Here is a 22,901-nt window from a genome sequence, read left to right as displayed (position 1 = left end):
CCTCCTCAGGAGTTGTCTTGGGACTGCGTGGCGTGTCCTATCAGCGTCCCGGGGTTAAGACGGCCTTCAGGGTCAAACACATCACACAGTGAGCGGATGGCCAGCATTCCCAAGGCACCTTTTTCCACCTGCAGATAGGGCGCGTGATCCTTGCCGACACCGTGCTGATGGCTGATGGTGCCGCGGTTGTTGACGATCAGTTCCGAGGTGCTGTGTTTGAGCCGGCGCCAGCGTTCCAGTGTGGTCTCATAATCCGGACCGGCGCGGAACACATAGGTGGTATAGAGACTGCAGCCCTGGGGATACAGGTGGGACAGATGGGTGAATACGTGCACCTTCTCGTCGTCGCTGCCCAGTCCCTGCCGTAGATTGCCTTCCACCAGCCCCAGCAGGTTGTCGACGTTGTCCCAGTCGGTAGCGGTTTCAAGGGTGTCCACCACATAGCCCAGATGCCAGAGAGCTTCCCGGAGATAGGGCATGGTGAAGCGCTTTTCCGCCCACTTGGCCCCCAGGTGGGTACCGGTATAGACCGCACCATGGGCGGCGCAGACTTTGCGGGCCAGCTTTAGAGCGCTGCGGCACTGGCCGCGACTACCGGTCACTCCGAGGGTCATCATGCATTTGTCCGAGCCCGCGCCCCTGATGCCGAGGTAGCGTTCCAGCATGGCGATAAGCCCGGGGTGGCCGGCAAGCGCGAGTTGGGTTTCAGTTTCCACCGCATTACTCAGTCGAAGCATGGATAACTGAATTTTGCCCTGCACCAGTCCCCGTGCTGCCGTTCGTGCCTTATCCCAGCTCGGTAAGAACAGTACATGGAAGCTTTCGTGGTCGGGCAGGGGTGTGATCCTGACTTTGACGTCGGTGATAAACCCTAGGCGCCCCTCCGAGCCCAGGACCATCTCACGGATGTCCGGGCCCGCGCTGGACGCGGGTATGGTGGGAATCTCAAGAGAACCCTGGAAGGTCTCGACCCGGCCTCCGGCGAACATCTGCTCGATACGGCCGTAGCGAAGTGACTGCTGGCCGCTGGACCGGCTCGCCACCCAGCCGCCCAGGGTGGACAGTTCAAAAGACTGGGGAAAATGGCCAAGAGTGTAGCCGTGGGCCCTCAGCTGTGACTCGACCAGGGGGCCGGGGGTCCCTGCTCCGAAAGTGGCGATCTGGCTTTCCCGGTCAAGGTCCAGCAGGCGGTTCATCGCGCCCATATCCACGGTGATCACCGGGTTGTCGCCTTGTGCCGGGTTGATGTGGCCGGCCACGCTGGTGCCGCCCCCATAGGGTATCAGCACGACGCCGTGACGGTTGGCGTAGGCCAGCAGATCCCGGATCTCCTGGGCATTTACGGGTGTCGCCACCCCATCCGGGAAGGGGTCGATCCGCCCACTGCGCATGGCAAGCCAGTCCGGCAGGCTCTGGCCCCGGGCATGGCGGACACGGGTTTCGGCGCTGGTGTCTATTAACTGATCGGGTTCGATCCGGCTTTGCGGAACCTTCGCACAGACCGCCTCCAGGGAGGCGTCGGGCAGGGGCTCACCAGGGCCAACGCGCTCTACCAGGAACTCCCTGCCTGCCGGCGGCAGGTCCAGGTGGAAGCTGTCGTCGCCCCAGCCATTCCAGCGTCGCATGGTGATCTACTCCTGTGGTCATGTTTGGTACAAAGGTTGGATGCCAGAGAGTGTAGCGGTATTCTCGCCTGTTACAGTATCGGATCACGACAACCGGTCTGACATTTACCGACATGTTTTTTCGAACAGCATTTGCATAAACCCTTGGGGGACAGCATGGGCTCAGGCCTTTCCAGCGTAGTCAGAGGCAATGAGTTACCAACGGGTCTCCAGGTCATCCACGCCAACCGGCTCGAGGATCTTCGGGCGCTTACCGTCGAGGTGATCCGTCGTTTCCCCCTGGCGCCTCTCGAAGACGAAGTGTTTCTGGTCCACTCCAACGGTATTGCTCAATGGCTGAAACTCGCCCTGGCAAGGGATGAGGATGACCCGGAGCTGGCCGGGGTCGGCATTGCTGCCGGCATGACGTTTTCATTGCCCTCCCGTTTTCTCTGGCAAGTGTACCGGGCTGTGCTGGGAGATAATGCAGTGGCCAGGCAGTCTCCCTATGACAAGAACCGCCTGACCTGGCGGTTGATGCGGTTGCTTCCGCAGGTCAGGCACGAGCCCGTATTTGCACCGCTAAGCCGTTTTCTGGACGGCGAGGAACCCGACCGGCGGCTCTACCAGCTGGCTGACCGGATTGCAGATCTGTTTGACCAGTACCAGGTCTACCGTGCCGACTGGCTGGACGCCTGGCGCCAGAATCAGGATACGGTCTCGGTCCGGAGCAGAACTGGCGTGCCCCTGCCTGAGGAGCAGTTATGGCAACCGGAGCTCTGGCGACGCCTTGACCAGGACATTGGCGAGGCCCCTGAGGCCGCCAGTCGCGCCGCAGTGCATACCCGGTTTATGGAGCAGACCGTCGACCTGAACCCCGACAATCGGCCCCAGGCAATGGCCCGGCGGGTGATTGTATTTGGCGTGTCGTCGCTGCCACAGCAGACCCTGGAAGTACTAAGCCGTCTGGGCCAGTCGTCCCAGGTCCTGTTATGTGTCCATAATCCGTGCCGCTATTTCTGGGCGGATATCGTGGAAGACAGGGACCTGCTTCGGGCCATCAACCGGCGCGGGCAACAGCGGACGGGTATGCCCGTGGTACTGGATGACAACAATCTTCACCTCCATGCCCAGCCGCTGCTTGCGGCCTGGGGCAAGCAGGGCAGGGACTACATTCGCCTGCTGGATGAATACGACGATCAGGCCGCCTATGCCCATTGGTTCGATCGCATCGATCTATTTGATTCACCGGTACAGTCCCGGGCTGAGGCAACCCTGTTGCAGTCGCTTCAGGATGACATTCTCAACCTGCGACCAGTCGCTGAAGCCTGTCAGCCCATGCCGGCAAACTTCAGTGGCGACGGCTCCATCGTGTTTCATAGTGCCCACGGGCCCCAGCGTGAGGTCGAAATCCTCCAGGACCAGTTACTGGCAGCCTTTAACGGTGACCCGGACCTGAAGCCCCAGGACATCATTGTGATGGTGCCGGATATCAATGCCTACGCGCCCCATATCCAGTCGGTGTTCGGCCAGATGGCCCTAGACGATGACCGCTATATTCCCTTTACCATCTCTGACCAGGGCCAGCGACACCAGGTGCCCGTCCTGGTCGCCCTGGAGAAACTGCTGGGCTTGCCGGATTCAAGGCTTGCGGTCAGTGACGTGCTGGATCTTCTGGATGTGCCGGCGGTGCGGGACAGGTTCGGCCTCACCGAATCCGATCTGCCCACTCTTCACGACTGGATTGAGGGAGCCAACATTCGCTGGGGCCTGAGTGCAGGGCAGCGTCAGTCGCTGAACTTGCCCGGCGGGCTGGAACAAAACACCTGGCACTTTGGACTGCGTCGAATGCTGCTGGGTTACACGGTGGGTGATGGCCAGAGCTGGCAGAGCATTGAGCCCTACGGTGAGGTGGGCGGTCTCGAGAGCAGCCTGGCAGGCCAGCTTCACGATCTGATCCGGCTACTGGAACACCACTGGAAACTGTTATCGGAACGGCGCACCCCAGCGCAATGGGTAACAGCGCTTAATGGGCTTAAAGCGGATTTTTTTGCCGATCTTGACGGCCAGGACAGTCTCACGTTCAGCCGTCTGGAGCAGGTTGTCGGCGAGTGGCTGGACGCCTGCGAGGGCGGTGGCCTCGGCGGCGAGACATTGCCCCTCTCTGTGGTCCGGGATGTGTGGCTGGATGGGCTGGAAGAAGGTGGGCTTAGCCAGCGTTTCCTGGCCGGAAAGGTTAACTTTGCCACCCTGATGCCCATGCGGGCGATCCCCTTTTCCCACATTTGCCTGTTGGGGATGAACGATGGGGATTACCCTCGTACCCAGCCGCCCATGGACTTTGATCTCATGGCGCAGGACTACCGGCCCGGCGACCGGTCCCGCCGGGAAGACGACCGGTACCTGTACCTTGAGGCCTTACTGTCGGCACGAAAACAGTTTTATATCAGTTGGGTAGGGCGCAGTATTAATGACAACTCTGAACGGCCGGCCTCGGTTCTTGTGGCCCAGCTACAGGATCACCTGAACCTGATCCGACCCTTGACTGAGGCCGGCGAGGGCAATCAGCTGTCGGACCGGTTAACGACTGAGCATCCCCTGCAGCCCTTCAGTACAGCCTATTTCCAGGGCGCCAGCGAACTGTTCACCTACGCCCGGGAATGGCGGGAAGCTCATGATGGCGCAGCCTCAGCGGCTGGCAACGACCCTGACCAAAGCCTGGACGACATTCCTTCTGAGCTCCTGAAGGAACCGCTCACCTTTGCGGCGCTGGCCCGCTTTCTGCGCTTTCCGTCCGATGTATTTTTCCATCATCGCCTGGGGGCTCATTTCGATGAGCTAAGGCCCGCTGCGGAAGATGAAGAGCCTTTTGTGCTGGATGGCCTGAGCAACTGGGCATTGACCGATGAGCTGGTCCAGAAGGTTATAGGAAGGGACCCTGAGCCCGCCGGACTTGCCCAACGACTGGAGGCGCACATCAGCCACCAGGCTGGCCGTGGCGAGCTGGCCCAGGGAGGCCCGGGCCGGCTGCAGCAGCGCCATCTGGAGAAGGACCTGCCTGATCTTGCCGAGCGCTATCGCACACTTGTGGAGCAGTTTCCCGCGATTCTGGATCTGCAACTGGTGAGTCTTACTGCGGAAACCGGCGAGCACCGGGTTGTGCTTGAGGATTGGCTGCCTAACCTCCGGCAGGCACCTGACGGCACCCTGGCACAGCTCATTCTCAGCAGCAGTGGCCTGACCACCAATCGCAATCAGTATAAATGGACCCATCTGCTGAAGCCCTGGGTGCTCCATCTGGGAGCCAACCTGGCCTGCAGCAGTGGCGTTCGCACCTTTCTGGTGAGCAAGGCCGGAGACGTTGAGCTCAGACCCATGGCTTCGGATACGGCCCGCCTGCACCTGGAGACCGTTATGGGGGCCTGGCTCACCGCTCTTGGGAGTCCAATGCCCCTGGGCGCAAAAACGGGCTTTGCCTGGCTGATAAAGGACCAGGCCGGGGACCCCGACCGGGCCATCCGTGATGCCTGCACAGCGTATGAGGGGGGCTACCAGGTGACTGGCGAGGCAGGCGAGGTAGCATCACTGGCCCGAGCCTACCCGGACTTCGAGGCCTTGCTGGCACAAACCACTTTTACCGATTGGGCGCGAAAGCTGTACCTGCCACTCTGGCAGAACGTGAAGGATCAAGGAGTGCGAACATGACCACAAAGGCGTCCCCGTCACCCGGTCAGCATGGCAAAAAGGGCACAACAGCGAGTGCAACAGCGAGTGCGACAGAGGGCCAAACAGATTCGGCCATGGAGCCACTGCGCTTTCCACTTCACGGCAGCCGCCTGATCGAGGCCAGCGCAGGTACCGGCAAAACCTTCACCATAGCGTTGCTGTATGTTCGTCTGATTCTGGGCCACGGAGACATTGGTGGTTTCGGGCGCGCGCTTACCCCGAGAGACATTCTGGTGGTGACCTTTACCGAGGCTGCCACCAAGGAGCTGAGGGACCGGATACGCAAACGCCTTGCGCAAGCTGCCGATGTCTTTCGGGCCGACCCTCAGAGCGGCAGAGGCTTTCCATCCGGCAGTGACCTGTTGCAAGACCTTCGTAACGAGTATCCGCCTGAGCAGTGGCCAGGGCGTTCGCGTCTGCTGCAACTGGCGGCGGAGTCCATGGACGAGGCTGCGGTTCACACCATCCATGGCTGGTGCAACCGGATGCTCAAGGAGCACGCTTTCGACAGCGGCGGTCTGTTTAATCAGAGCCTCGAAACAGACGATGGCCAGCTGCTGGGCGAAGTCACCCGGGATTACTGGCGCACCTTTGTGACAGAGCTTGACTGTGATGAAGCCGAAGCCTACCTGGCCTCTGTACGCTCGCCGGCGGATCTCCAGGGCCGTGTAAGAAGCCTGCTCAAGCTCCATGAAGCCCTGCCGCCAGCCCAGGGCAGCCCCAGGGAACTGTTGTCCGCGCGTATTGCCGAACGACGTGAGGTATTTGACTCGGTGAGGGGGCAGCTCGCTGACCAGGCAACCGACTTCATGGGAATTTTTCTCGAGGCCAAGGCCGGGAAACAGGTTAACGGCAGCAAAATACGTCAGGATCGCCTCAAGGACTGGCTCGACCGGCTAACCCTGTGGTGTCAGACAACGGATATGGCTCCGCCGGACCTGACCGACGCAGCCTGGCACCGGCTGTCCTGCGAGGGTCTTGAGGAAGCCTGGAAAGGAGCCCAGGCGCCTACGGATCACCCGTTGATTCACTCGATGGCAAGAGTTGAGGCCCAGCGGGCGCTGTCGGTGCCCGCCGAGCTGTTCTGGCTTCACGCTACCCACTGGATTGCCGGACGCCTGGAGAAAGAAAAAAACCGGCGCGGTGAGATGGGATTTGACGACCTTCTGACCCGGCTTGACGGAGCCCTGCGCCAGGATGAAAGCGGACGTCTGGCCCGAACCATCCGAGCCCAGTTCCCCGTTGCGATGATTGATGAGTTCCAGGACACCGACCCGGTGCAGTATCGGATCTTTGATGCCGTCTATGGCATTGCGGACAACAATTCTGAGCTCGGGATCTTTATGATCGGCGACCCCAAGCAGGCCATCTACAAATTCCGCGGCGCCGACATCCATACCTATCTCAAGGCCCGCGCCGCCACGGACGGGCGCCATGTCACCCTGCCCAGAAACTTTCGTTCTTCGGCAGATCAGGTGGCTGCCAGTAACCGGGTATTCAGCTTCGCCGAGACACGTCAGCGGCAAGGGGCTTTCCTGTTTCGCTCCGAAACCGACGCAGACGGGAAAGACAACCCGTTGCCCTTTGTTGAAGTCAGTGCCCAGGGCCGTCCTGAGGGGCTTGTTATTGAGGGCGCCTCATATCCTGCCATAACATTCTGGAGCCACCAGAACACCGACAACAAAGGTGATGTCGAACAGAGGGTTGCCAATGCTTGTGCAAGTGAAATAGCAAGACTACTGACCCTTGGAATACAGCAAAAGGCAGGATTTTCCGCGGCCCGGGGCAGCCATGGTGACAGCCAAACAAGCGGCGGCAGGTTTGCACCCTTGCGCTCCTCGGATATTGCCATTCTGGTAAACAAAGGCTCCGAAGCACACCTGATCAGGACCGCTTTATCGGAGCGCGGGGTCAAGAGCGTCTATCTGTCTGACCGCGCCTCGGTTCTTAATACGCCCGCAGCGAGGGACATACTTCGATGGCTGGAAGCCTGTGCCGAGCCCGAGCGGGATCGTCTGGTCAGGGCCGCATTGGCGACAGCGACCCTGGACTTACCCTGGTCCCGACTGGACGAACTAAGGCGCAACGAACTGGACTGGGAGCTGGAAATCGAGCGCTTCCGTTTGTTACGGGTCGTCTGGCGAGAGCAGGGCGTCCTGGCCATGGTCCGCCGGATTCTCACCGCCTTTGAGGTGCCCTCCCGTCTGCTGAAGGCCGGCAATGGTGAACGGATACTGACGGATGTGCTTCACATTGCCGAACTGCTGCAATCCGAAAGTCAGGAAGTCGACGGCGAGCAGGCCCTGATCCGGCGACTGGCAGACATGATTGCGGAAACCCGGGGCGAAGCAGAAGCACTGCAGGTCCGGTTGGAAAGTGATGCGGACCTGGTTCAGGTGGTGACGGTTCATAAATCGAAGGGACTGGAATATCCCCTGGTGTTCCTGCCGTTCGGCAGCAGTTGCCGCCCGACCGCAAAAAAGGACAGCCCGCTGACCTGGCACGATGACAACGGCAAGCTGCAGATGAGCTTTGAGTGCAATGATCTTAACCTGGCCCTGGCCGACCGTGAGCGCCTGGGGGAGGATATTCGTAAGCTGTACGTGGCCATGACCCGAGCCCGCTACGCAACCTGGGTCGGCGCTGCCGAAATGAAAGGCGAAGAGCTGAGGGGAGCATTGGGCTACCTTGCCGGTGCAGGACCAGACACCTCCCTGCACGAAGGCCTTGAGGCAATGGTCGGAGACGAACCGGCGATGGCGCTTGAAGGTCTGCCTGTCATCACTGGCGAGCGCTACCAGCCCCCCGAGCCACCTGAACTGACGCCCGCACTGAGGCCCGTCAGGGCCGCGCGCGTGCACTGGTGGATTGCCAGTTATTCGGCCATCCAGTACCACCTTGTGGACCTGGAACGTGATCTTCCTCGGCCGCCGTCCTCGATTCCCGAGCCCGAAACCGCCGCTGCCGAACGTCAGTTGGAGGAAACCGACCGGCCGAGGGAGGTCCATGCCCGACCGGTCAGGCACCCAAACCCCGCCGGGCGTCGGATCCACGGTTTTTACCGGGGCGCAGAGCCCGGCACTTTTCTTCATGGGCTACTGGAATGGTGTGCCGAACCGGCGTTTTCCACAGTGAGTGCCAGGGAACAGGAACTTGCGGACATGTTGCTGCAGCGGTGCGCCGTAAGAGGTTGGGAAGCCTGGGCGCAGCCACTTGCGAACTGGCTCGCCGATATGATCGCGACACCTCTGCAGTTGCCCCGACAGCCTGATGGCAGCGAGGCCAGGGTGGCCCTGGAAGCCCTGAAGCAGAGCGTTCCGGAAATGGAGTTCTGGTTCGCCACGGACCAGGTCCAGACGGCGGAACTTGATCGCCTGGTCCGGAACCATACCTTACTTGCTGCTCCGGAAACCGTGCGCTCCGGCCGACCTGAAGCCGATCCGCTGCTGCTGAACGGCATGCTCAAAGGGTTTATCGACCTGGTATTCGAGCACGGCGGCCGCTACTACGTGGCTGATTATAAGTCCAACTACATCGGGCCCGACGATGCCGCCTATACCACAGAAGCCATGGCTGGTGTGGTGGCGGACAAGCGATACGACCTTCAATATGCCCTGTATCTTCTTGCTTTACATCGTCTTCTGAAAGCACGCCTTGTCGATTATGACTATGATCGCCATATAGGGGGCGCGGTTTACATTTTCCTGCGGGGTAACCATTCGCCGGGCGGTGGCGTTCACTGCGATCGACCTGATCGGGCCCTGATTGAGGCACTGGACCGGCTGTTCCGTGGCAAACCCGCCTCCCAGTCGAGCAGCAACCTTACGGAGGCGGACCAATGAGCCCTGAACAGTTTGAGCTGGGCCTGGAACAGCCGGGTGAAGGCAGCGTACAACCTGATGCCGGAATCCGGTCTGAACAGGGCGTAGCTGAACTCGCGCCGGGACGACATGCGCTTGCCAGTGTTGACGCCCTGATTGATCTGTTGCAGCGCTGGGTCGATCTTGGCTGGCTGAGACCATTGGATGTGGCTCTGGCCCGCTTCTTGGCGCAAGAGGCCCAGGAAGCCGGTCAGCCCGCCTCTCCACTTCTGCTGCTGGCCATCGCGCTTGCCTCACACCAGCTCGGGCGGGGCCACGTCTGCCTGGATCTTAACGGTATGGTGCAGCATGGGTTTAACGACGCCCTGTCGCTTCCCCCAGAAGACGAAGCCGCGCCGGAGCAAAGTCTTTTGCCTTCAGAAATCCTGGCACAGGTTAGCCTCGAGCAATGGCGGGAAGCACTGGCCCACCCGTTGCTGGTGACAGGCGGAGCGGGCGTGGACACCGGGAAAACACCACTGGTACGCGATGGCCTGCGGCTCTATCTGAGGCGCTACTGGCAATACGAGCAGGTGATCTCCCACCAGATCACATCTCGGCTCAGTCTACCTGGCCTTCTTCAGGCGCCAGACAGCGACCCTGCTGTGGTACTTCGGTCAGCTCTGCAATCACTGTTTCCCAGTTCGGGCGATGACACCAGCGCAGACTGGCAGCGCATCGCCTGTGCCAATGCGGCGCGCCTTAACTTCAGCGTGATTACCGGTGGCCCGGGCACAGGCAAGACCACCACCGTCGTCAGGCTACTGGCAGCCCTGCAGTGCGTCGCGATGGCAAAAGACTCCGGTGCGCGGCCCCTTCGCATCCGGCTCGCAGCGCCAACTGGCAAGGCTGCAGCACGGCTAAACGAATCGATATCAAACGCCGTGGCTAAGCTGGACCTGTCGGGCTTGCCCCGGGCTCACGAGCTGAAAGAGGCCATTCCAACCTCGGTCACAACGCTCCACAGGTTGTTGGGCAGCCTGCCGGGGTCACGGCAGTTTCGCCATCATCGCCATAACCCGCTGGTGCTGGACACCCTGGTGATTGACGAAGCGTCGATGGTCGATATCGAGATGATGGCCTCAGTACTGGAGGCCATGCCGCCCAGGGCGCGGTTGATTCTACTGGGCGACAAGGACCAGCTGGCGTCTGTGGATGCCGGGGCAGTCCTTGGGGAATTATGCCAGCGGGCTGCTGACGGCCACTACAGTGAGCAGACAGCAACCTGGCTGGCGCAGGTGGCCGGCCAGACCGTTGAGCCGGGTCTGGTTGACAGCAAAGGCGAGCTGCTGGATCAGGCCGTCACACTCTTGAGAAAAAGCTTCCGGTTTGCTGAAACCAGCGGTATCGGGACCCTGGCACAATCGGTCAATGCCGGGGCCGGACTACGGAGACTGAAAGGCCTGTTCAACGAAGGCTTCAGTGATATAGCGCTGGTGCGTCTGCAAAAAGCCGGTCGGGACAGCGCAATCTGTCGCCACGCCATTGAGGGCGGGGCAGAGCATTTTGTGTCAACAGCTGAGCAGCAGTCATCGCCAGTGGGTTATCGCCACTATCTCGCCGAAATGCTCCGCTTGCGTCCCCCGACCACCGCGCCCCTGCAGGAATTTGATGCATGGGCCCGGGCACTGCTTGAGGCTTACGGGCAGTTTCAGCTTCTCTGCGCGCTCAGACGAGGGCCCTATGGAGTGGAAGGGCTGAACGAGGTGATCGCAGACGCTTTGCATCGGGCCGGTCTTATCCGATCGGCTCACGGCTGGTACCCGGGCCGGCCTGTGCTTGTGACCCGGAATGATTACAGCCTGGGCCTGATGAATGGTGATGTCGGCCTGACCCTTGAGTTACCCGCAAGGCTCTGGGCATCAAATCAGGAGGCTATTGACCCTGAAACCCTTGTGCAGCGGGTCGCCTTCGCAGCCACTGACGGTTCAGCAGGTATACGATGGGTGCTGCCCAGCCGCTTGCAGGCAGTAGAAACCGTCTATGCCATGACCGTCCATAAAGCCCAGGGCTCCGAGTTCAGCCATGCCAGCCTGGTGCTACCGGACAAGCTCAACCCGGTCCTTACCAGAGAGCTGGTCTATACCGGGATCACCAGGGCCAAGCATTGGTTCAGCCTGCTACTCCCCGATGAGCGGGTGTTTGAATACGCGGTCAAGCGACAGGTGTTACGGACCTCAGGCCTCGGTCGAGCACTGGGGGTCAAGTAAGGGGGCTAACTTTCTAGTGGCCTTGCGGGAATGGTTATCGCAGGGAATCGATCAGCCGGCTGTTAAGGTCCACCCAGCGGCTGAGTCGTTCCGGCGTACCGATCCTTTTACCGGGCCCACGCTGTTTGTTCAGCCAAAGGCCTTCACCGTTGAAGCTGTAGACAGGCTCAAGGTCCGGGCGCTCCGAAGCCGGGCGTATTTCATTGATGAGATTATCGAGAATAAGCGGTTCAGCATCCGGGGTGGGATACCAGGCCAGCACCATGTGGGCCTGGTTCAGCTCCAGTGCCTTGACATACATGATCCGTAGTTGGGCGTCGGGGACGCCCATGGCCTTGAGTGTGACGTATTTGCTGATTGAAAAGTCTTCGCAGTCGCCACCATTGGTCGCGAGCATTTCCACCGGTGTTGCCCAGTAGTCCTCCTCACCCCAGTGCTTTATGTCGTCAACAAACTGCACACGGTTGAAGAAAGAATTAACCAGTTGTAGCTGGCGCTCAACAGGCGCGCTAGCCGCGACAGCGCTGAGATGTTCCCATCGCTTGAGACGGTCGGTGGCTTCCGTCCCGAACTCCGCTTCTATGTATTCGAGCAGGTCGGAGCTGAGGTCGACCGCGACCACAGTCGATGCCCCGAGTATGAGCGCAAAACACAGATGACGGAGTCGTGAATGCAGGCAATGGACCATGGCCAGCACTTAGTTATTATTCTGTCGCAGGCGTTCCCTCAACTGTTCCAGGCGTTGGCGAATTTCCTCTCGCCTTTGTTCGGAGGGGTCGCTACCGCGCGTAGAGCCGCCTGCCTGGGCCTGTGGCGCAGACTCCTGTTCGACAGCTGCGGGCTGGGAGTCATTGGCGGCGATTGAAAGTCCGGCCCGGTCGTCGGTCTCAGGGAAATAGAGATTTTCCAGCTTGCCGCCCCGCTCGAGAATGACCCGCTGCGGATGAATCGCCCTCAGTGTGGCGTTGCCAGGCAATTCGTCCCCTTTGACATAGGCTTCAGTCCTGCCGGTCGAGTCTTCTATGAGCGCGCTGGCAGGGTATTCCCCGTCGGCTGACAGGGCGCCACGAAGGAAAAGTCGCAAATTGGTCTCCGGCAGGTTTTCGGTGTCGAGCTCTTTGGTTTCATTTTCCGGATCAAGTTCCCCGAAAAGGTCAATGGACGCCAGCCGGATGTCGGGCACCGGGTTCATCTCCGAGGCGGCTCGCTCGGTCAAGCCATCCGAATCGGCGACAGGACCCAGCTTGTCGCCGGACCAGACCTGATAGGCCTGCCAGGACAGACTGCCGATCATCGCTGCGGTGACCAGAACGACGGCCAGCAAAGGTAGCCGTGAGGTGGTAAATGCCATTGTTTTCCTTACTCGTCCGGGCGGAGCCTAGGCTCCAATGTAGCAGGTTTTCTTCAAGTATAACGAGGCCGGCGTCCAGAACGGAAAACTGCTTGTCAGCAGAGTCCTGAGCCGGTCTGATTTATCCTTCAGAAATGCCGGATCGCCCAACTTTTTTTACCGATCCTGTGGTAGCCTCTTGGATTGATCCAGCTGATAAGACCCTCCAGGTTGTGAGCATACGAGGACGACGTTGAACATAGAAGCAGAAGTGCAGCCACAAGATGCCCCGGTCGGGCGATTGCCCTTTACGTTCGCAAAACGAAATGGGGTGATTCTAACCCGCGACGATCAGGGTGGGGCATTGGTATTAGTACGGCCGGGCGCGCAACACTCGGCCCTGGCTGAGGCCAACCGTGTCAGCGGAGGCAGGGCACGCTTTGAACCTATTGCACCGGAAGCTTTCGACGAAGCCCTCAACGCGGCGTACCAGAATGATTCCGCCGAGGCCATGCAGATGGTCGAGGGCATCGGCGACGATATGGACCTAGCCTCGCTGGCTGATTCCGTTCCGGAGACTGAAGATCTCCTGGAGCAGGAAGACGACGCCCCGATTATCCGGCTGATCAACGCCATCCTTGCTGAAGCGGTCAAGACCGGAGCTTCAGATGTTCACATAGAAACCTATGAAAAGCGGTTGGTGGTTCGATTTCGGGTGGACGGTGTTTTGAGGGAGGTGGTCCAGCCCAAGCGGGCACTGGCGCCACTTCTGGTATCGCGGATCAAGGTCATGGCGAAACTGGACATTGCCGAGAAGCGGGTGCCACAGGACGGCCGGATTTCCCTTCGCGTAGCCGGCCGTGAAGTGGATATCAGGGTCTCTACCATGCCATCGTCCAACGGCGAGCGTATCGTACTCCGATTACTCGATAAGCAGGCCGGCCAGATCCGCCTCGAATCGCTCGGGATGGGTGAACGTGATCTCAAGATCCTGCGCAAGCTAATCTATCGCCCTTACGGCATTTTACTGGTTACCGGTCCCACCGGCTCTGGTAAGTCGACGACTCTGTACGCCGCGCTTCAGGAGATCAACGATCGCTCCCGCAATATCCTGACGGTCGAAGACCCTATCGAGTACAACCTGCCGGGCATCGGCCAGACCCAGGTAAACCCGAAGGTGGAAATGACGTTTGCCCGGGGGCTGCGGGCAATTCTTCGTCAGGATCCGGATGTGGTGATGATTGGTGAGATCCGGGATCTGGAAACCGCGGAAATTGCGGTGCAGGCCAGTCTTACCGGCCACCTGGTCCTGTCGACCCTGCACACCAATACCGCCGTTGGCGCCATTACCCGGCTTATGGATATGGGCATCGAGCCATTCCTGATCTCATCCAGTCTGGTGGGCATTGTCGCCCAGCGTCTGGTCAGGGTGCTGTGCGAGGAGTGCAAGATCCCGTACACACCGACGGCCGAGCAGTGCGAGTTCCTCCAGCAGGACGAAGCAAACCCGCCGACCATCTACCGGGCAGGGGGTTGTGACACCTGTAACCAGCAGGGTTATCGCGGCAGGATGGGTATTTACGAAGTCGTGGAAGTAACCGACGAGCTCACCGCGTTGATCCACAGGCGGGCGGGCGAGCTTGAACTTGAGCATGAGGCCAGGAAGAACGGACCGAGCATTCACTCGGATGGGGTCGCAAAAATACTGGAAGGCGCGACCACCATGGAAGAAGTTCTACGAGTGACTCACCGGAGCTAGCCGAATGCCTGCATTTGATTACAAGGCCCTGGACCCGAAAGGCAAGCAGAAACAGGGGGTTCTGGAGGCTGATAGCGCCAGGGCGGTCCGGCAGCAGCTACGGGAGCTGGGCCTTGCGCCCCTGGCGGTGGAGCCCGCGGTTGAAAAGCGTTCCCGCACCAGTCCTTTGACTGGTCGTGGCAAGCTGAGTCCGCCGGACCTTGCCCTGGTGACTCGCCAGCTTGCCACGCTGATACAGTCAGGCATTCCGATTGAGCAGGCCCTGTCAGCCGCGGCCCAGCAATCGGAGAAGCCCAGTGTCAAGGGAATGATGATTGCCATCCGTGCCAAGGTAATGGAAGGCTACACTCTGGCGGACAGCCTGGGTGAGTTTCCCCGGGCCTTCCCGCGCCTCTATCGCTCAACGGTGGCGGCAGGGGAACATGCCGGCCACCTGGACCTGGTACTGAACCGATTGGCTGACTATACCGAAAGCCGCCAGGAAGCCCGCCAGAAAATCCAGCTGGCAGCGATTTACCCCATCATCCTGAGCTTCGTCGCCATTGCCATTGTGGTGTTCCTGCTGACCTATGTGGTGCCGGACATTATCGAAGTCTTTGTTCGCCAGGGTCAGGAGCTGCCAACGTTAACCAAAGTTATGCTGGCAATATCGGAATTTCTGGCGACTTTTGGTGTCTACCTGCTGGTCGTCATTATTGCCTGCATCCTGCTTTTCCGCATGGCTCTGCGCAAGCCGGCGAACCGGCTCCGGTTCCATCGGGCATTGCTGAATATGCCTCTGGTATCGGGTATGGTTCGCGGGGTCAGCACGGCCCGTTACGCCAGCACCCTGAGCATCCTGACCACCAGCGGCGTACCTCTGGTTGACGCGATGCGGATAGCCGGTGAAGTGCTCTCCAATGACTATCTTCGCCAGGAACTCAGGGGGGCGGCCCAGCGCGTCAGCGAAGGGGGCAGTCTGCACCGGTCTCTGAACCAGACCGGTTATTTCCCGCCCATGATGCTGCACATGATTGCCAGTGGCGAGGCCAGCGGCGAACTGGACAGTATGCTGGAGCGGACAGCGCGGATGCAGGAAACCACCCTGCAGGCGAAGATCGCTGCAATCGTGGGCCTGTTTGAGCCCATGATGCTGCTGGTTATGGGCGTGGTGGTGCTGATCATCGTGTTGGCAATCATGCTTCCCATCCTGAATATGAGTAATCTTGTGGGCTGACGGCCCGCCAAAATGAACAGGTGACAAGAGAGTGACAAAGATGAACAAGGCAACACAGCAGCGCGGCTTCACGCTGATAGAAATCATGGTGGTGATGGTCATTCTGGGGCTGCTGGTCGCCATTGTGGCGCCCAACATCATGGGGCGCAGTGACCAGGCCAAGGTTACGGTAGCTAAAACGCAGATGAACAACATAGCTAATGCCCTGGACCTCTACCGGCTGGACAATGGCCATTACCCCTCGACCCAGCAGGGCCTTGAAGCGCTGGTGTCCAAGCCCAGCGGCAACCCCGAGCCCCGCAACTGGAACCCTGACGGCTACCTCAAGAATGTGCCCCAGGATCCCTGGAATTCAGAGTATCAGTACATCAGCCCCGGTGCCGAACGGCCGTATAACCTTTACACCTACGGCTCTGACGGCCGGGAAGGGGGCGAGGGAGACGCAGCGGATCTGAGCGTCTGGGACGTACAGGGATAAGCCAGCATGCCCGGGCGCAGTCACGTTTTCCGGCACAGTAATTTTCGCCGGTCTCGTAGCATCGGCTTCACGATGATCGAGATCCTGGTGGTCCTTATTGTCGTAGGCCTGCTCGCCGCTCTGGCAGTCGCCAATCTGGGCGGCAGCGCCCAGCACCGGGAAATGGAGAATACGGTCCGTGAGCTTTTCCTTCTGATGCAGACCGCATCGGAACAGGCCATCGTCACTAACCAGGAGCTCGGGCTGGTACTGGAAGACGACGGCTATCGCTTCGTGGTCTTCAATGACGAGGATCGCACCTGGACCGCCCAGTCAGAACGCCTGTTCCGCCCCAGAGCCTTTCCCGATGGCACGGTCATGACCCAGGTCATCGAAAACGATCTGCCAGCGCTCACCAGCGACGAGGATACGGTTCGACCCGAGATCGTGTTCTATTCCAGTGGCGAGGTCACGCCGTTCGAACTTGAGTTCTTTGGGCCCGGCCAGGACGAGTACTCCCATCTTCTTGAGTCCGACGGCCTTGACGGGATCCGCTGGCAGCGGCCGGGCGGCGACGTTGACGAGGTTCGGGCATGACCCGTACTCAATCCGGCTTTACCCTGATTGAAGTACTGGTCGCACTGCTGGTCTTCGGTCTTATTGCCACCGCCGCGTCAGAAGTGGGCAGCCAGTACATCGGCAGCTTTGAACGCATCCGGGACAAAACCCTCGCCAGCTGGGTGGCGGAAAACCGCATGGCCGAGCTACGTCTGGCTGAACGCGTACCGGACATATCGAAAACCACCAAGGAGCTCGACTACGGCCCCTACCGATGGCAGGTAACCACGGAGGTGAGCGCCACCGAAGAGGCCAGTATCCGCCGGGTCGACATCAACATTGCGCGCTTTGTTGAAAGCGGTGGCGACCCACGCTCCACTCACAGTCTGTCCGGTTTTCTTCGGGACCAGGGGCAATGAGAGCCTATTCAGCACCCCAGGCGGGCTTCACGCTCATGGAAGTGCTGGTCGCCATCACCATAACCGCGGTGATCGGACTGGGCGTCTGGCAGGTCATTTCCGGCATCATTCTGTCCCGGGACCGCGTAGACGTGGTGGCGAATGAGTTTGAGTCTATTCAACGGGCCTTTCTGCTGCTTGAACGGGACGTCCACCAGATCGTTAACCGGCCCATACGCAATATTTACGGCGATTTTGAACCCGCCCTGAGCAGTCGGGACGAAGCCTTTGCCCTGACACTGACACGCCAGGGCTGGCGTAATCCCCTGGGCCGAAAGCGTAGCGAACTGCAGAGATCCGCCTACGAACTGACAGGGGAGGAGCTCCACCGACGGTATTGGATTACCGTTGACCGGGGCCAGGAGGAGGAAAGCCAGAATCAGAAGCTCCTGGAGGATGTGACTGAATTCGACGTTCGCTTCATGGATCAGGAACGCAACTGGGTGGAGGACTGGCCTCCTCAGGATGATGGTGGTAACAACCCCAATCCCGGTTTGGGCCAGATCCAGGCCTTGCCCCTGGGCATCGAGCTCACCCTCACACATCGGCGATTCGGTGAACTGGTGCGGGTATTCTCCATGCCCGATTTTGACCGTGCCAGCGCCCAGGGCGAAGTCATGCAGGCAAACCAGCCACCCCCTGAAACCACAGACGAAGAGCCTCCCGAGGAAGAAGAGGTGCAGCAACAGTGACGGGCTTCACTCATAGATGCACCGGGTCTGCCGCAGTCACAGTCCGCAAGCAGGGCGGCGTGGCCCTGATCATGGTTCTTCTGGCCATGGCCCTGGTGGTCATGCTTGCCGGCGGTATGACAAAACACCAGAGCGTGCGGATCTACAAGGCGGGTCATTACCTGGCCCAAAGTCAGGGCTACAGCATTGCCCTTGGGGCAGAAGCCTTTGCCGGTCAGATCCTGTTCAGGGATTTTGAAGCGGACCGCGAGGACAATCTTTTCATCGACAGCCCCAATGAAGCCTGGGCCCGGTACTCTGCCGTGTTGCCGCTGGATAATGGAGTCGTGGAGGTTCAGATAGATGACCTCGGTGGCCGCATCAACCTGAACGATCTGGTCAACCCCCAAGGTCAGCCCGACGAGGTCACCCGCGAGCGCCTGACGCGGCTTATCGAGGTTCTTGGCATCGGCAACCTGAGCGTGGATGCCATCATTGACTGGATCGACCCCAACGATGAAACCATCAGTGCCTACGGTGCCGAAGATGGCCAATACCTGCTCCAGAATCCGGCCTATCGGGCGGCGAACCAGCCTTTTACCAGTGTTACCGAGCTGCGCTTGCTCGAAGGCATTTCCGAGGATGACTACCAGCTGCTGAGCCTTCATGTGGCGGCATTACCTGTGTCTGGCGCCGGCATCAATGTTAATATGGCGCCCCAGGCGGTGATCCAGGCGCTGCATCCGGAGCTTACCGAAGCCCAGGCAGAGTCCGTGGTTGCCCAGAGGGAAGATGAGCGCTTTGAAACGGTACAGGACTTTCTGGCGCTGCCCGAATTCGCCGGATTGGGACTGAAAGCGGAAGGCCTGACCCTGAAGACGCATTTTTTTGAAGTCGCCTCCCGGATTACCTACGATGACCGGGTTGTGAATCTGGTCAGCACAATATATCGCAGCCCCGCCGGAGAGCTTTCCACCGTCCGACGGGACACCGGCCAGAAGAATCGCATCACAAAAGAGCGATTTGCGGTGTCGGACAACTGATTTATACCGGAACACCTTCCCCACTCGAGGACTCGGAAGCATGTCATATCGCCTGTACGCCCGACCGGTACCGCCCTTTGCTGACCTGGATACCGAACCGGACGGTCAGCTGTTCAACTGGGTTCTGCTGGACGCGAGCGGCGACGTGCAGGCTCAGGGAACGGGCGACACCAGGGCGCACATCGAACAGACCCTGGGTCAAAATGCCCTTGAACACGTCAGGCTCATCGGTCTCATTCCAGGTGACGAAGCGCTTTTCTGTTTTGCCAATATTCCGGCCAAACAGGAACGCTACATCCGTCAGGCATTGCCATTTGCCGTGGAAGAGCAACTGGCCCAGGATGTCGAATCCATGCATCTGGCCCTGGGTGGCCGGGGTAACGAGGGTTTCCGGGTGGCGGCAATCGACCGCCAGCGAATGGCGTCCTGGATGGCTCTGTTCCGGGATTGGGATCATGTGCGGCTGGAAGCCATATTCCCCGATGCCAGTCTTCTGCCGGTAAACGATCAGGACTGGAGTATCTGCCTGGACGGCACCTCTGCTCTGCTGGCCAGTCGCCAGGGCGAATGGCTGAAAATGCAGATAGCCAACCTCGAAATCTTTTCAGATACCCTCGCTGCGCCCTCGGAGGATGAAGTGGTGGCGGAGGTTCGGGTAGCCGTTTTCGGCACCCAGCAAGAGCTTGATCATCAAAAACCGCTACTGACGAGCCTGAGCAATTCCCGGCGCCTGGTGGTCAGCCATCAGACCCTGGAGCTGATGCCACTGGAACTGCTGGCGCATGCCCATCATCATCACTATTGCCAGCCCGTTAACCTGTGTCAGGGTGGGTTTGCCATCAGCAACGAGAACGGAGGCGCCTGGCGGCCCTGGCGACCGGTAATCGCCATTGCAGGCCTCTGGTTCGTGCTTCAGCTGGGCGTAGAACTGGGCCTGGGCTTTTATCACCAGGCCAAAGCAGAGGACCTCAATGCCCAGGCGATGTCGGTTTACCGGGACGCCTTTCCCCAGGATACCCGCACCCACGCCGGCAACGTCAAAAACGTGCTCCTCGGCGAGCTTCGGGTAGCGAGCCAGGACGGGCCGAGGGAGGACTTTTTGGCCTTGATGAAGCGTACCGGACAGCAGTATTCGATGCTGCCTGCCAACGACAGCGTCCAGTTCAACAGCATCAATTACAGCCGCGCACGAGGCGAGTTGGTGGTAGATCTGCGTGCGGATGACTACAGTAAGCTCAGTGCGTTGCGCACAGGGCTGAACCAGCAGGGACTTGATGCCAACATTGGCTCGGTCGTCAACGAAGCGTCCGGCGCACGTGGCCGGCTTACGATTTCAGGAGGCTGATACATGCTGGCGAAACTCAGGGAAAATCCTTCATTGCAGAAGCTGGTCGCCCAGTATGACCAGTTGTCCCAGCGGGATCAGAAAGCACTGTGGCTTATGGCCGTCGCGCTTTTGCTGGCACTGTTGTACTTTGCAGTCTGGCGCCCGGTTGCCGGTTTTCACGACAACGCAGAGTTGGCGCACGAGCGTGCCCAGTCACTGGTGGTGTGGATGGAGAACAATCGGGCTGCCATTGCCCAACTGTCAGAAAATCGCGGTGATCAAAAGGGCAGTAACCGAATCACCAGCGGCCGGGCTCTGATGTCTACGGTTACCAGTAGCGCCAGGGAGGCTGGCATTGCCCTGCAACGCTTCGAGCCCAGCGGGGAAAATGCCCTCAGGGTATGGCTTGAAAATGTGCCCTTCAGCCAGGTGGCGGCGTGGCTGGAAGCGCTTAATACGGATCACGGCATCTTGGTGGACCAGGCGGCACTGGACAGCAGTGACCAGCCTGGGCAGGTATCCGCACGCCTGACCCTGCAGATATAAACCTCGCCTTGGTCTTGGTGGACTTGGGCTAACAACGACAGCGAGTGGAGTTGAGGCATGGCACAAGACAATAATAAAAAGAAGACAGAGCCGGTTATCGTAAGGCTGGATGAGACGGCGATCAGCGAAGCCAAATCCATACTGTTTCAGGCCTATCGCCACGAACCGACGTTTCATTATCTCTTCGATCATCGAAGGCCGGGCTATGAGCAACGGGTACGCGCCACTATCCGCGAACTGATCAGTCTGTACTTCGACCTGCGCCAGGATGCTATCGGCCTGCTACTGAATGATACCCTGATTGCGGTTGCCTTTGTGGGTGATCCTGATCTGCGGATGAATCTGGCGGACCAGTTCAGCTGGCGCCTGAGGATGGTGCTTACCGCCGGGTTTTCTTCCACCCGGCGCTATCTCGATTACCATGAGCAGATCAAGCAGATGCTGCCAGAAGCCCAGACTCATCAGCTACCACTAATGGGTGTGCATCCCAAATACCAGAACCGCGGATTCGGCCGCCTGTTACTGGAAACGGTTGAGGGTTTCTGTGCAGAAAACCCAAAAGGAAGCGGCCTGGTGCTTGATACCGGCAATAGTGCTTACCTGCAATTTTACGAGTCTCTGGGCTTTCGCAGCCTGGGGAAACTACAGCTGGGTGAACACGAAGACCACGTATTGTTCCGGGAGGTGGGGCCTGTCATCGGTAAGGTCCACTCCGCTTAGTCCAGCTTGAAAATCCCACAGAACTGCAGTTCAAAGGAGTCGATGTGTCTGACAACCATGATTACGACCTGATCGTTATTGGCGCCGGGTCCGGCGGGGTTAGGCTTGCCCGCATGTCTGCCCAGAGGGGTGTCAAAGTCGCAGTGATCGAGTCCCGCTACCTGGGCGGCACCTGCGTGAATGTGGGTTGTGTGCCCAAGAAACTGTTTGTCTACGGCTCGCACATGGGAGAGGACATAGAGGACGCAGGGGGTTATGGCTGGAGCGTACCTAAAGACCAGATCCGGTTCGACTGGCCAACCCTTGTTGCCAACAAGAACACCGAGATCGAGCGCCTGAACGGCATTTACCGTCGCCTGCTGGAAGGCGCGGGTGTCACGATTATCGAGGGCACTGCCGCCCTTGTTGATCCCCATACCGTGGCAGTCGGGGACAGGAAACTCTCCGCCCGGCATATCACCATTGCAACCGGAAGCTGGCCGGTGACACCTGATATCCCCGGCAAGGAATGCATTCTCACCTCCAATGAGATGTTTTATCTGCCCCAATTACCCCGGACAGCCGTGGTCTGGGGCGGTGGTTACATTGCGGTTGAATTTGCGGGAATACTGGCCGGTCTTGGCGTCGAAACAACGCTTCTGTATCGGGGCGAGCTCTTCCTGCGGGGCTTTGACGAGGATATTCGCAGCTTCATGGCGGACGAAATGCGCAAGAAAGGGGTCGATCTCCGGTTTGGCGTCACCATAGACTCGGTCAGCTCCGAAGGTGCCAGTTACTCCATCGCCCTGTCGGATGGTTCCCAGATGACCACCGGGCTTGTTATGGCTGCCACCGGCCGACGGGCCCTGGTCGATGGCCTGAACCTGGAGGAGTTGGGCGTTCAGCTTAGCTCAGCCGGCCACGTTGTGGTTGATGACCATTTCCAGACCGAGGTGCCATCGATTACAGCATTGGGCGACCTGATCGGAACGCCGCAGCTGACACCGGTGGCCCTGGGCCAGGCCATGGTTCTGTCCCGTCGGCTGTTCGGAGATGGCGAGGGTACGATGGACTACACCTGCATCCCCACGGCTGTGTTCTGCCAGCCCAACATAGGGACCGTAGGACTGACCGAGGAAGAAGCCCGAAAGTCTTATGGCAAATTGCGAATCTACCGTACGGCGTTCAAGCCGATGAAGCATACCCTGAGCGGGCGGGACGAGCGCAGCCTGATGAAACTGGTGGTAGAGGACAGCACCGACCGGGTGCTCGGCGCCCATATGGTGGGACCGGATGCGGGCGAGATTGTGCAGGGCCTCGCGGTTGCCATGAAAGCAGGGGCTACCAAAGCCCACTTTGACTGTACTCTTGGCGTCCACCCCACCTCGGCAGAAGAGTTTGTCACCATGCGTGAGGCTGTCAGCTCAGACTAGCCGG

17 protein-coding genes are annotated in these 22,901 nt (G+C 59.6%); 14 read left to right on the top strand and 3 right to left on the bottom strand.

Annotation, left to right across the window (positions count from 1 at the left end; genetic code table 11):
* Positions 1 to 5 precede the first annotated feature (5 nt).
* The gene (locus G7W63_RS13990; protein ID WP_166259302.1) at positions 6 to 1,625 is read right to left on the bottom strand and encodes an FAD-binding oxidoreductase; all 1,620 of its coding nucleotides are present in this window, start codon (positions 1,623 to 1,625) and stop codon (positions 6 to 8) included.
* 156 nt (positions 1,626 to 1,781) lie between these two features.
* Between G7W63_RS13990 and recC the strand changes: the two genes are divergently transcribed.
* From recC to recD, 3 genes are read left to right on the top strand one after another with little or no spacing between them, the layout of a single operon-like run.
* The gene (recC, locus tag G7W63_RS13985) at positions 1,782 to 5,309 is read left to right on the top strand and encodes an exodeoxyribonuclease V subunit gamma (protein WP_166259299.1); all 3,528 of its coding nucleotides are present in this window, start codon (positions 1,782 to 1,784) and stop codon (positions 5,307 to 5,309) included.
* Complete coding sequence (recB, locus tag G7W63_RS13980) at positions 5,306 to 9,172, top strand: exodeoxyribonuclease V subunit beta (protein ID WP_207308960.1); 3,867 nt, start codon at positions 5,306 to 5,308, stop codon at positions 9,170 to 9,172. Before recC ends, recB begins: the two co-directional genes overlap by 4 nt.
* Positions 9,169 to 11,400, top strand: a complete 2,232-nt coding sequence (gene recD / locus G7W63_RS13975; protein ID WP_166259296.1) for an exodeoxyribonuclease V subunit alpha — start codon at positions 9,169 to 9,171, stop codon at positions 11,398 to 11,400. Before recB ends, recD begins: the two co-directional genes overlap by 4 nt.
* A gap of 34 nt (positions 11,401 to 11,434) precedes the next feature.
* Here recD and G7W63_RS13970 read toward each other — a convergent pair whose 3' ends face one another.
* The gene (locus G7W63_RS13970) at positions 11,435 to 12,088 is read right to left on the bottom strand and encodes a transglutaminase-like cysteine peptidase (protein ID WP_166259293.1); all 654 of its coding nucleotides are present in this window, start codon (positions 12,086 to 12,088) and stop codon (positions 11,435 to 11,437) included.
* A gap of 9 nt (positions 12,089 to 12,097) precedes the next feature.
* Positions 12,098 to 12,751: a type II secretion system protein N gene (locus G7W63_RS13965; protein WP_166259290.1), complete on the bottom strand. Its 654-nt coding sequence runs from the start codon at positions 12,749 to 12,751 to the stop codon at positions 12,098 to 12,100.
* A gap of 232 nt (positions 12,752 to 12,983) precedes the next feature.
* Between G7W63_RS13965 and gspE the strand changes: the two genes are divergently transcribed.
* The 11 genes from gspE to gorA are packed head-to-tail and all read left to right on the top strand — an operon-like array spanning position 12,984 to position 22,897.
* Positions 12,984 to 14,489 (top strand): type II secretion system ATPase GspE, encoded by a 1,506-nt coding sequence (gene gspE / locus G7W63_RS13960; RefSeq protein WP_166259287.1) that lies wholly within the window; start codon positions 12,984 to 12,986, stop codon positions 14,487 to 14,489.
* A gap of 4 nt (positions 14,490 to 14,493) precedes the next feature.
* Positions 14,494 to 15,705, top strand: a complete 1,212-nt coding sequence (gene gspF / locus G7W63_RS13955; RefSeq protein ID WP_166259284.1) for a type II secretion system inner membrane protein GspF — start codon at positions 14,494 to 14,496, stop codon at positions 15,703 to 15,705.
* Between the two features lie 40 nt (positions 15,706 to 15,745).
* On the top strand, positions 15,746 to 16,183 hold the full coding sequence (gene gspG / locus G7W63_RS13950) for a type II secretion system major pseudopilin GspG (RefSeq protein ID WP_166259281.1): 438 nt from the start codon (positions 15,746 to 15,748) through the stop codon (positions 16,181 to 16,183).
* Between the two features lie 6 nt (positions 16,184 to 16,189).
* Positions 16,190 to 16,759: a type II secretion system minor pseudopilin GspH gene (gene gspH, locus G7W63_RS13945; protein WP_166259278.1), complete on the top strand. Its 570-nt coding sequence runs from the start codon at positions 16,190 to 16,192 to the stop codon at positions 16,757 to 16,759.
* The gene (gene gspI, locus G7W63_RS13940) at positions 16,756 to 17,139 is read left to right on the top strand and encodes a type II secretion system minor pseudopilin GspI (protein WP_166259275.1); all 384 of its coding nucleotides are present in this window, start codon (positions 16,756 to 16,758) and stop codon (positions 17,137 to 17,139) included. The genes gspH and gspI overlap by 4 nt, the downstream gene beginning before the upstream one ends.
* On the top strand, positions 17,136 to 17,870 hold the full coding sequence (gspJ, locus tag G7W63_RS13935) for a type II secretion system minor pseudopilin GspJ (RefSeq protein WP_166259272.1): 735 nt from the start codon (positions 17,136 to 17,138) through the stop codon (positions 17,868 to 17,870). Before gspI ends, gspJ begins: the two co-directional genes overlap by 4 nt.
* Positions 17,871 to 17,929: 59 nt before the next feature.
* On the top strand, positions 17,930 to 18,892 hold the full coding sequence (gspK, locus tag G7W63_RS13930) for a type II secretion system minor pseudopilin GspK (RefSeq protein WP_242634428.1): 963 nt from the start codon (positions 17,930 to 17,932) through the stop codon (positions 18,890 to 18,892).
* 40 nt (positions 18,893 to 18,932) lie between these two features.
* Complete coding sequence (gspL, locus tag G7W63_RS13925) at positions 18,933 to 20,237, top strand: type II secretion system protein GspL (RefSeq protein ID WP_166259269.1); 1,305 nt, start codon at positions 18,933 to 18,935, stop codon at positions 20,235 to 20,237.
* A gap of 3 nt (positions 20,238 to 20,240) precedes the next feature.
* Positions 20,241 to 20,765, top strand: a complete 525-nt coding sequence (gspM, locus tag G7W63_RS13920) for a type II secretion system protein GspM (protein WP_166259266.1) — start codon at positions 20,241 to 20,243, stop codon at positions 20,763 to 20,765.
* A 57-nt stretch (positions 20,766 to 20,822) separates the two neighbouring features.
* On the top strand, positions 20,823 to 21,485 hold the full coding sequence (locus G7W63_RS13915) for a GNAT family N-acetyltransferase (protein WP_166259263.1): 663 nt from the start codon (positions 20,823 to 20,825) through the stop codon (positions 21,483 to 21,485).
* A 44-nt stretch (positions 21,486 to 21,529) separates the two neighbouring features.
* The gene (gene gorA / locus G7W63_RS13910) at positions 21,530 to 22,897 is read left to right on the top strand and encodes a glutathione-disulfide reductase (RefSeq protein ID WP_166259260.1); all 1,368 of its coding nucleotides are present in this window, start codon (positions 21,530 to 21,532) and stop codon (positions 22,895 to 22,897) included.
* The last annotated feature ends 4 nt before the right edge of the window (positions 22,898 to 22,901 follow it).

The sequence above is a fragment of the Marinobacter salicampi genome (genome assembly GCF_011074795.1).
Lineage (GTDB): Bacteria > Pseudomonadota > Gammaproteobacteria > Pseudomonadales > Oleiphilaceae > Marinobacter > Marinobacter salicampi.
Note: the sequence above shows the minus strand (reverse complement) of the source record. Positions and strands in the feature narration are given on the sequence as shown.

Coding starts and splice junctions, on each gene's coding strand:
- G7W63_RS13990 (WP_166259302.1), bottom strand. CDS start 1,625: ATGCGACGCTGGAATGGCTGGGGCGACGACAGCTTCCACCTGGACCTG.
- recC (WP_166259299.1), top strand. CDS start 1,782: ATGGGCTCAGGCCTTTCCAGCGTAGTCAGAGGCAATGAGTTACCAACG.
- recB (WP_207308960.1), top strand. CDS start 5,306: ATGACCACAAAGGCGTCCCCGTCACCCGGTCAGCATGGCAAAAAGGGC.
- recD (WP_166259296.1), top strand. CDS start 9,169: ATGAGCCCTGAACAGTTTGAGCTGGGCCTGGAACAGCCGGGTGAAGGC.
- G7W63_RS13970 (WP_166259293.1), bottom strand. CDS start 12,088: ATGGTCCATTGCCTGCATTCACGACTCCGTCATCTGTGTTTTGCGCTC.
- G7W63_RS13965 (WP_166259290.1), bottom strand. CDS start 12,751: ATGGCATTTACCACCTCACGGCTACCTTTGCTGGCCGTCGTTCTGGTC.
- gspF (WP_166259284.1), top strand. CDS start 14,494: ATGCCTGCATTTGATTACAAGGCCCTGGACCCGAAAGGCAAGCAGAAA.
- gspG (WP_166259281.1), top strand. CDS start 15,746: ATGAACAAGGCAACACAGCAGCGCGGCTTCACGCTGATAGAAATCATG.
- gspH (WP_166259278.1), top strand. CDS start 16,190: ATGCCCGGGCGCAGTCACGTTTTCCGGCACAGTAATTTTCGCCGGTCT.
- gspI (WP_166259275.1), top strand. CDS start 16,756: ATGACCCGTACTCAATCCGGCTTTACCCTGATTGAAGTACTGGTCGCA.
- gspJ (WP_166259272.1), top strand. CDS start 17,136: ATGAGAGCCTATTCAGCACCCCAGGCGGGCTTCACGCTCATGGAAGTG.
- gspL (WP_166259269.1), top strand. CDS start 18,933: ATGTCATATCGCCTGTACGCCCGACCGGTACCGCCCTTTGCTGACCTG.
- gspM (WP_166259266.1), top strand. CDS start 20,241: ATGCTGGCGAAACTCAGGGAAAATCCTTCATTGCAGAAGCTGGTCGCC.
- G7W63_RS13915 (WP_166259263.1), top strand. CDS start 20,823: ATGGCACAAGACAATAATAAAAAGAAGACAGAGCCGGTTATCGTAAGG.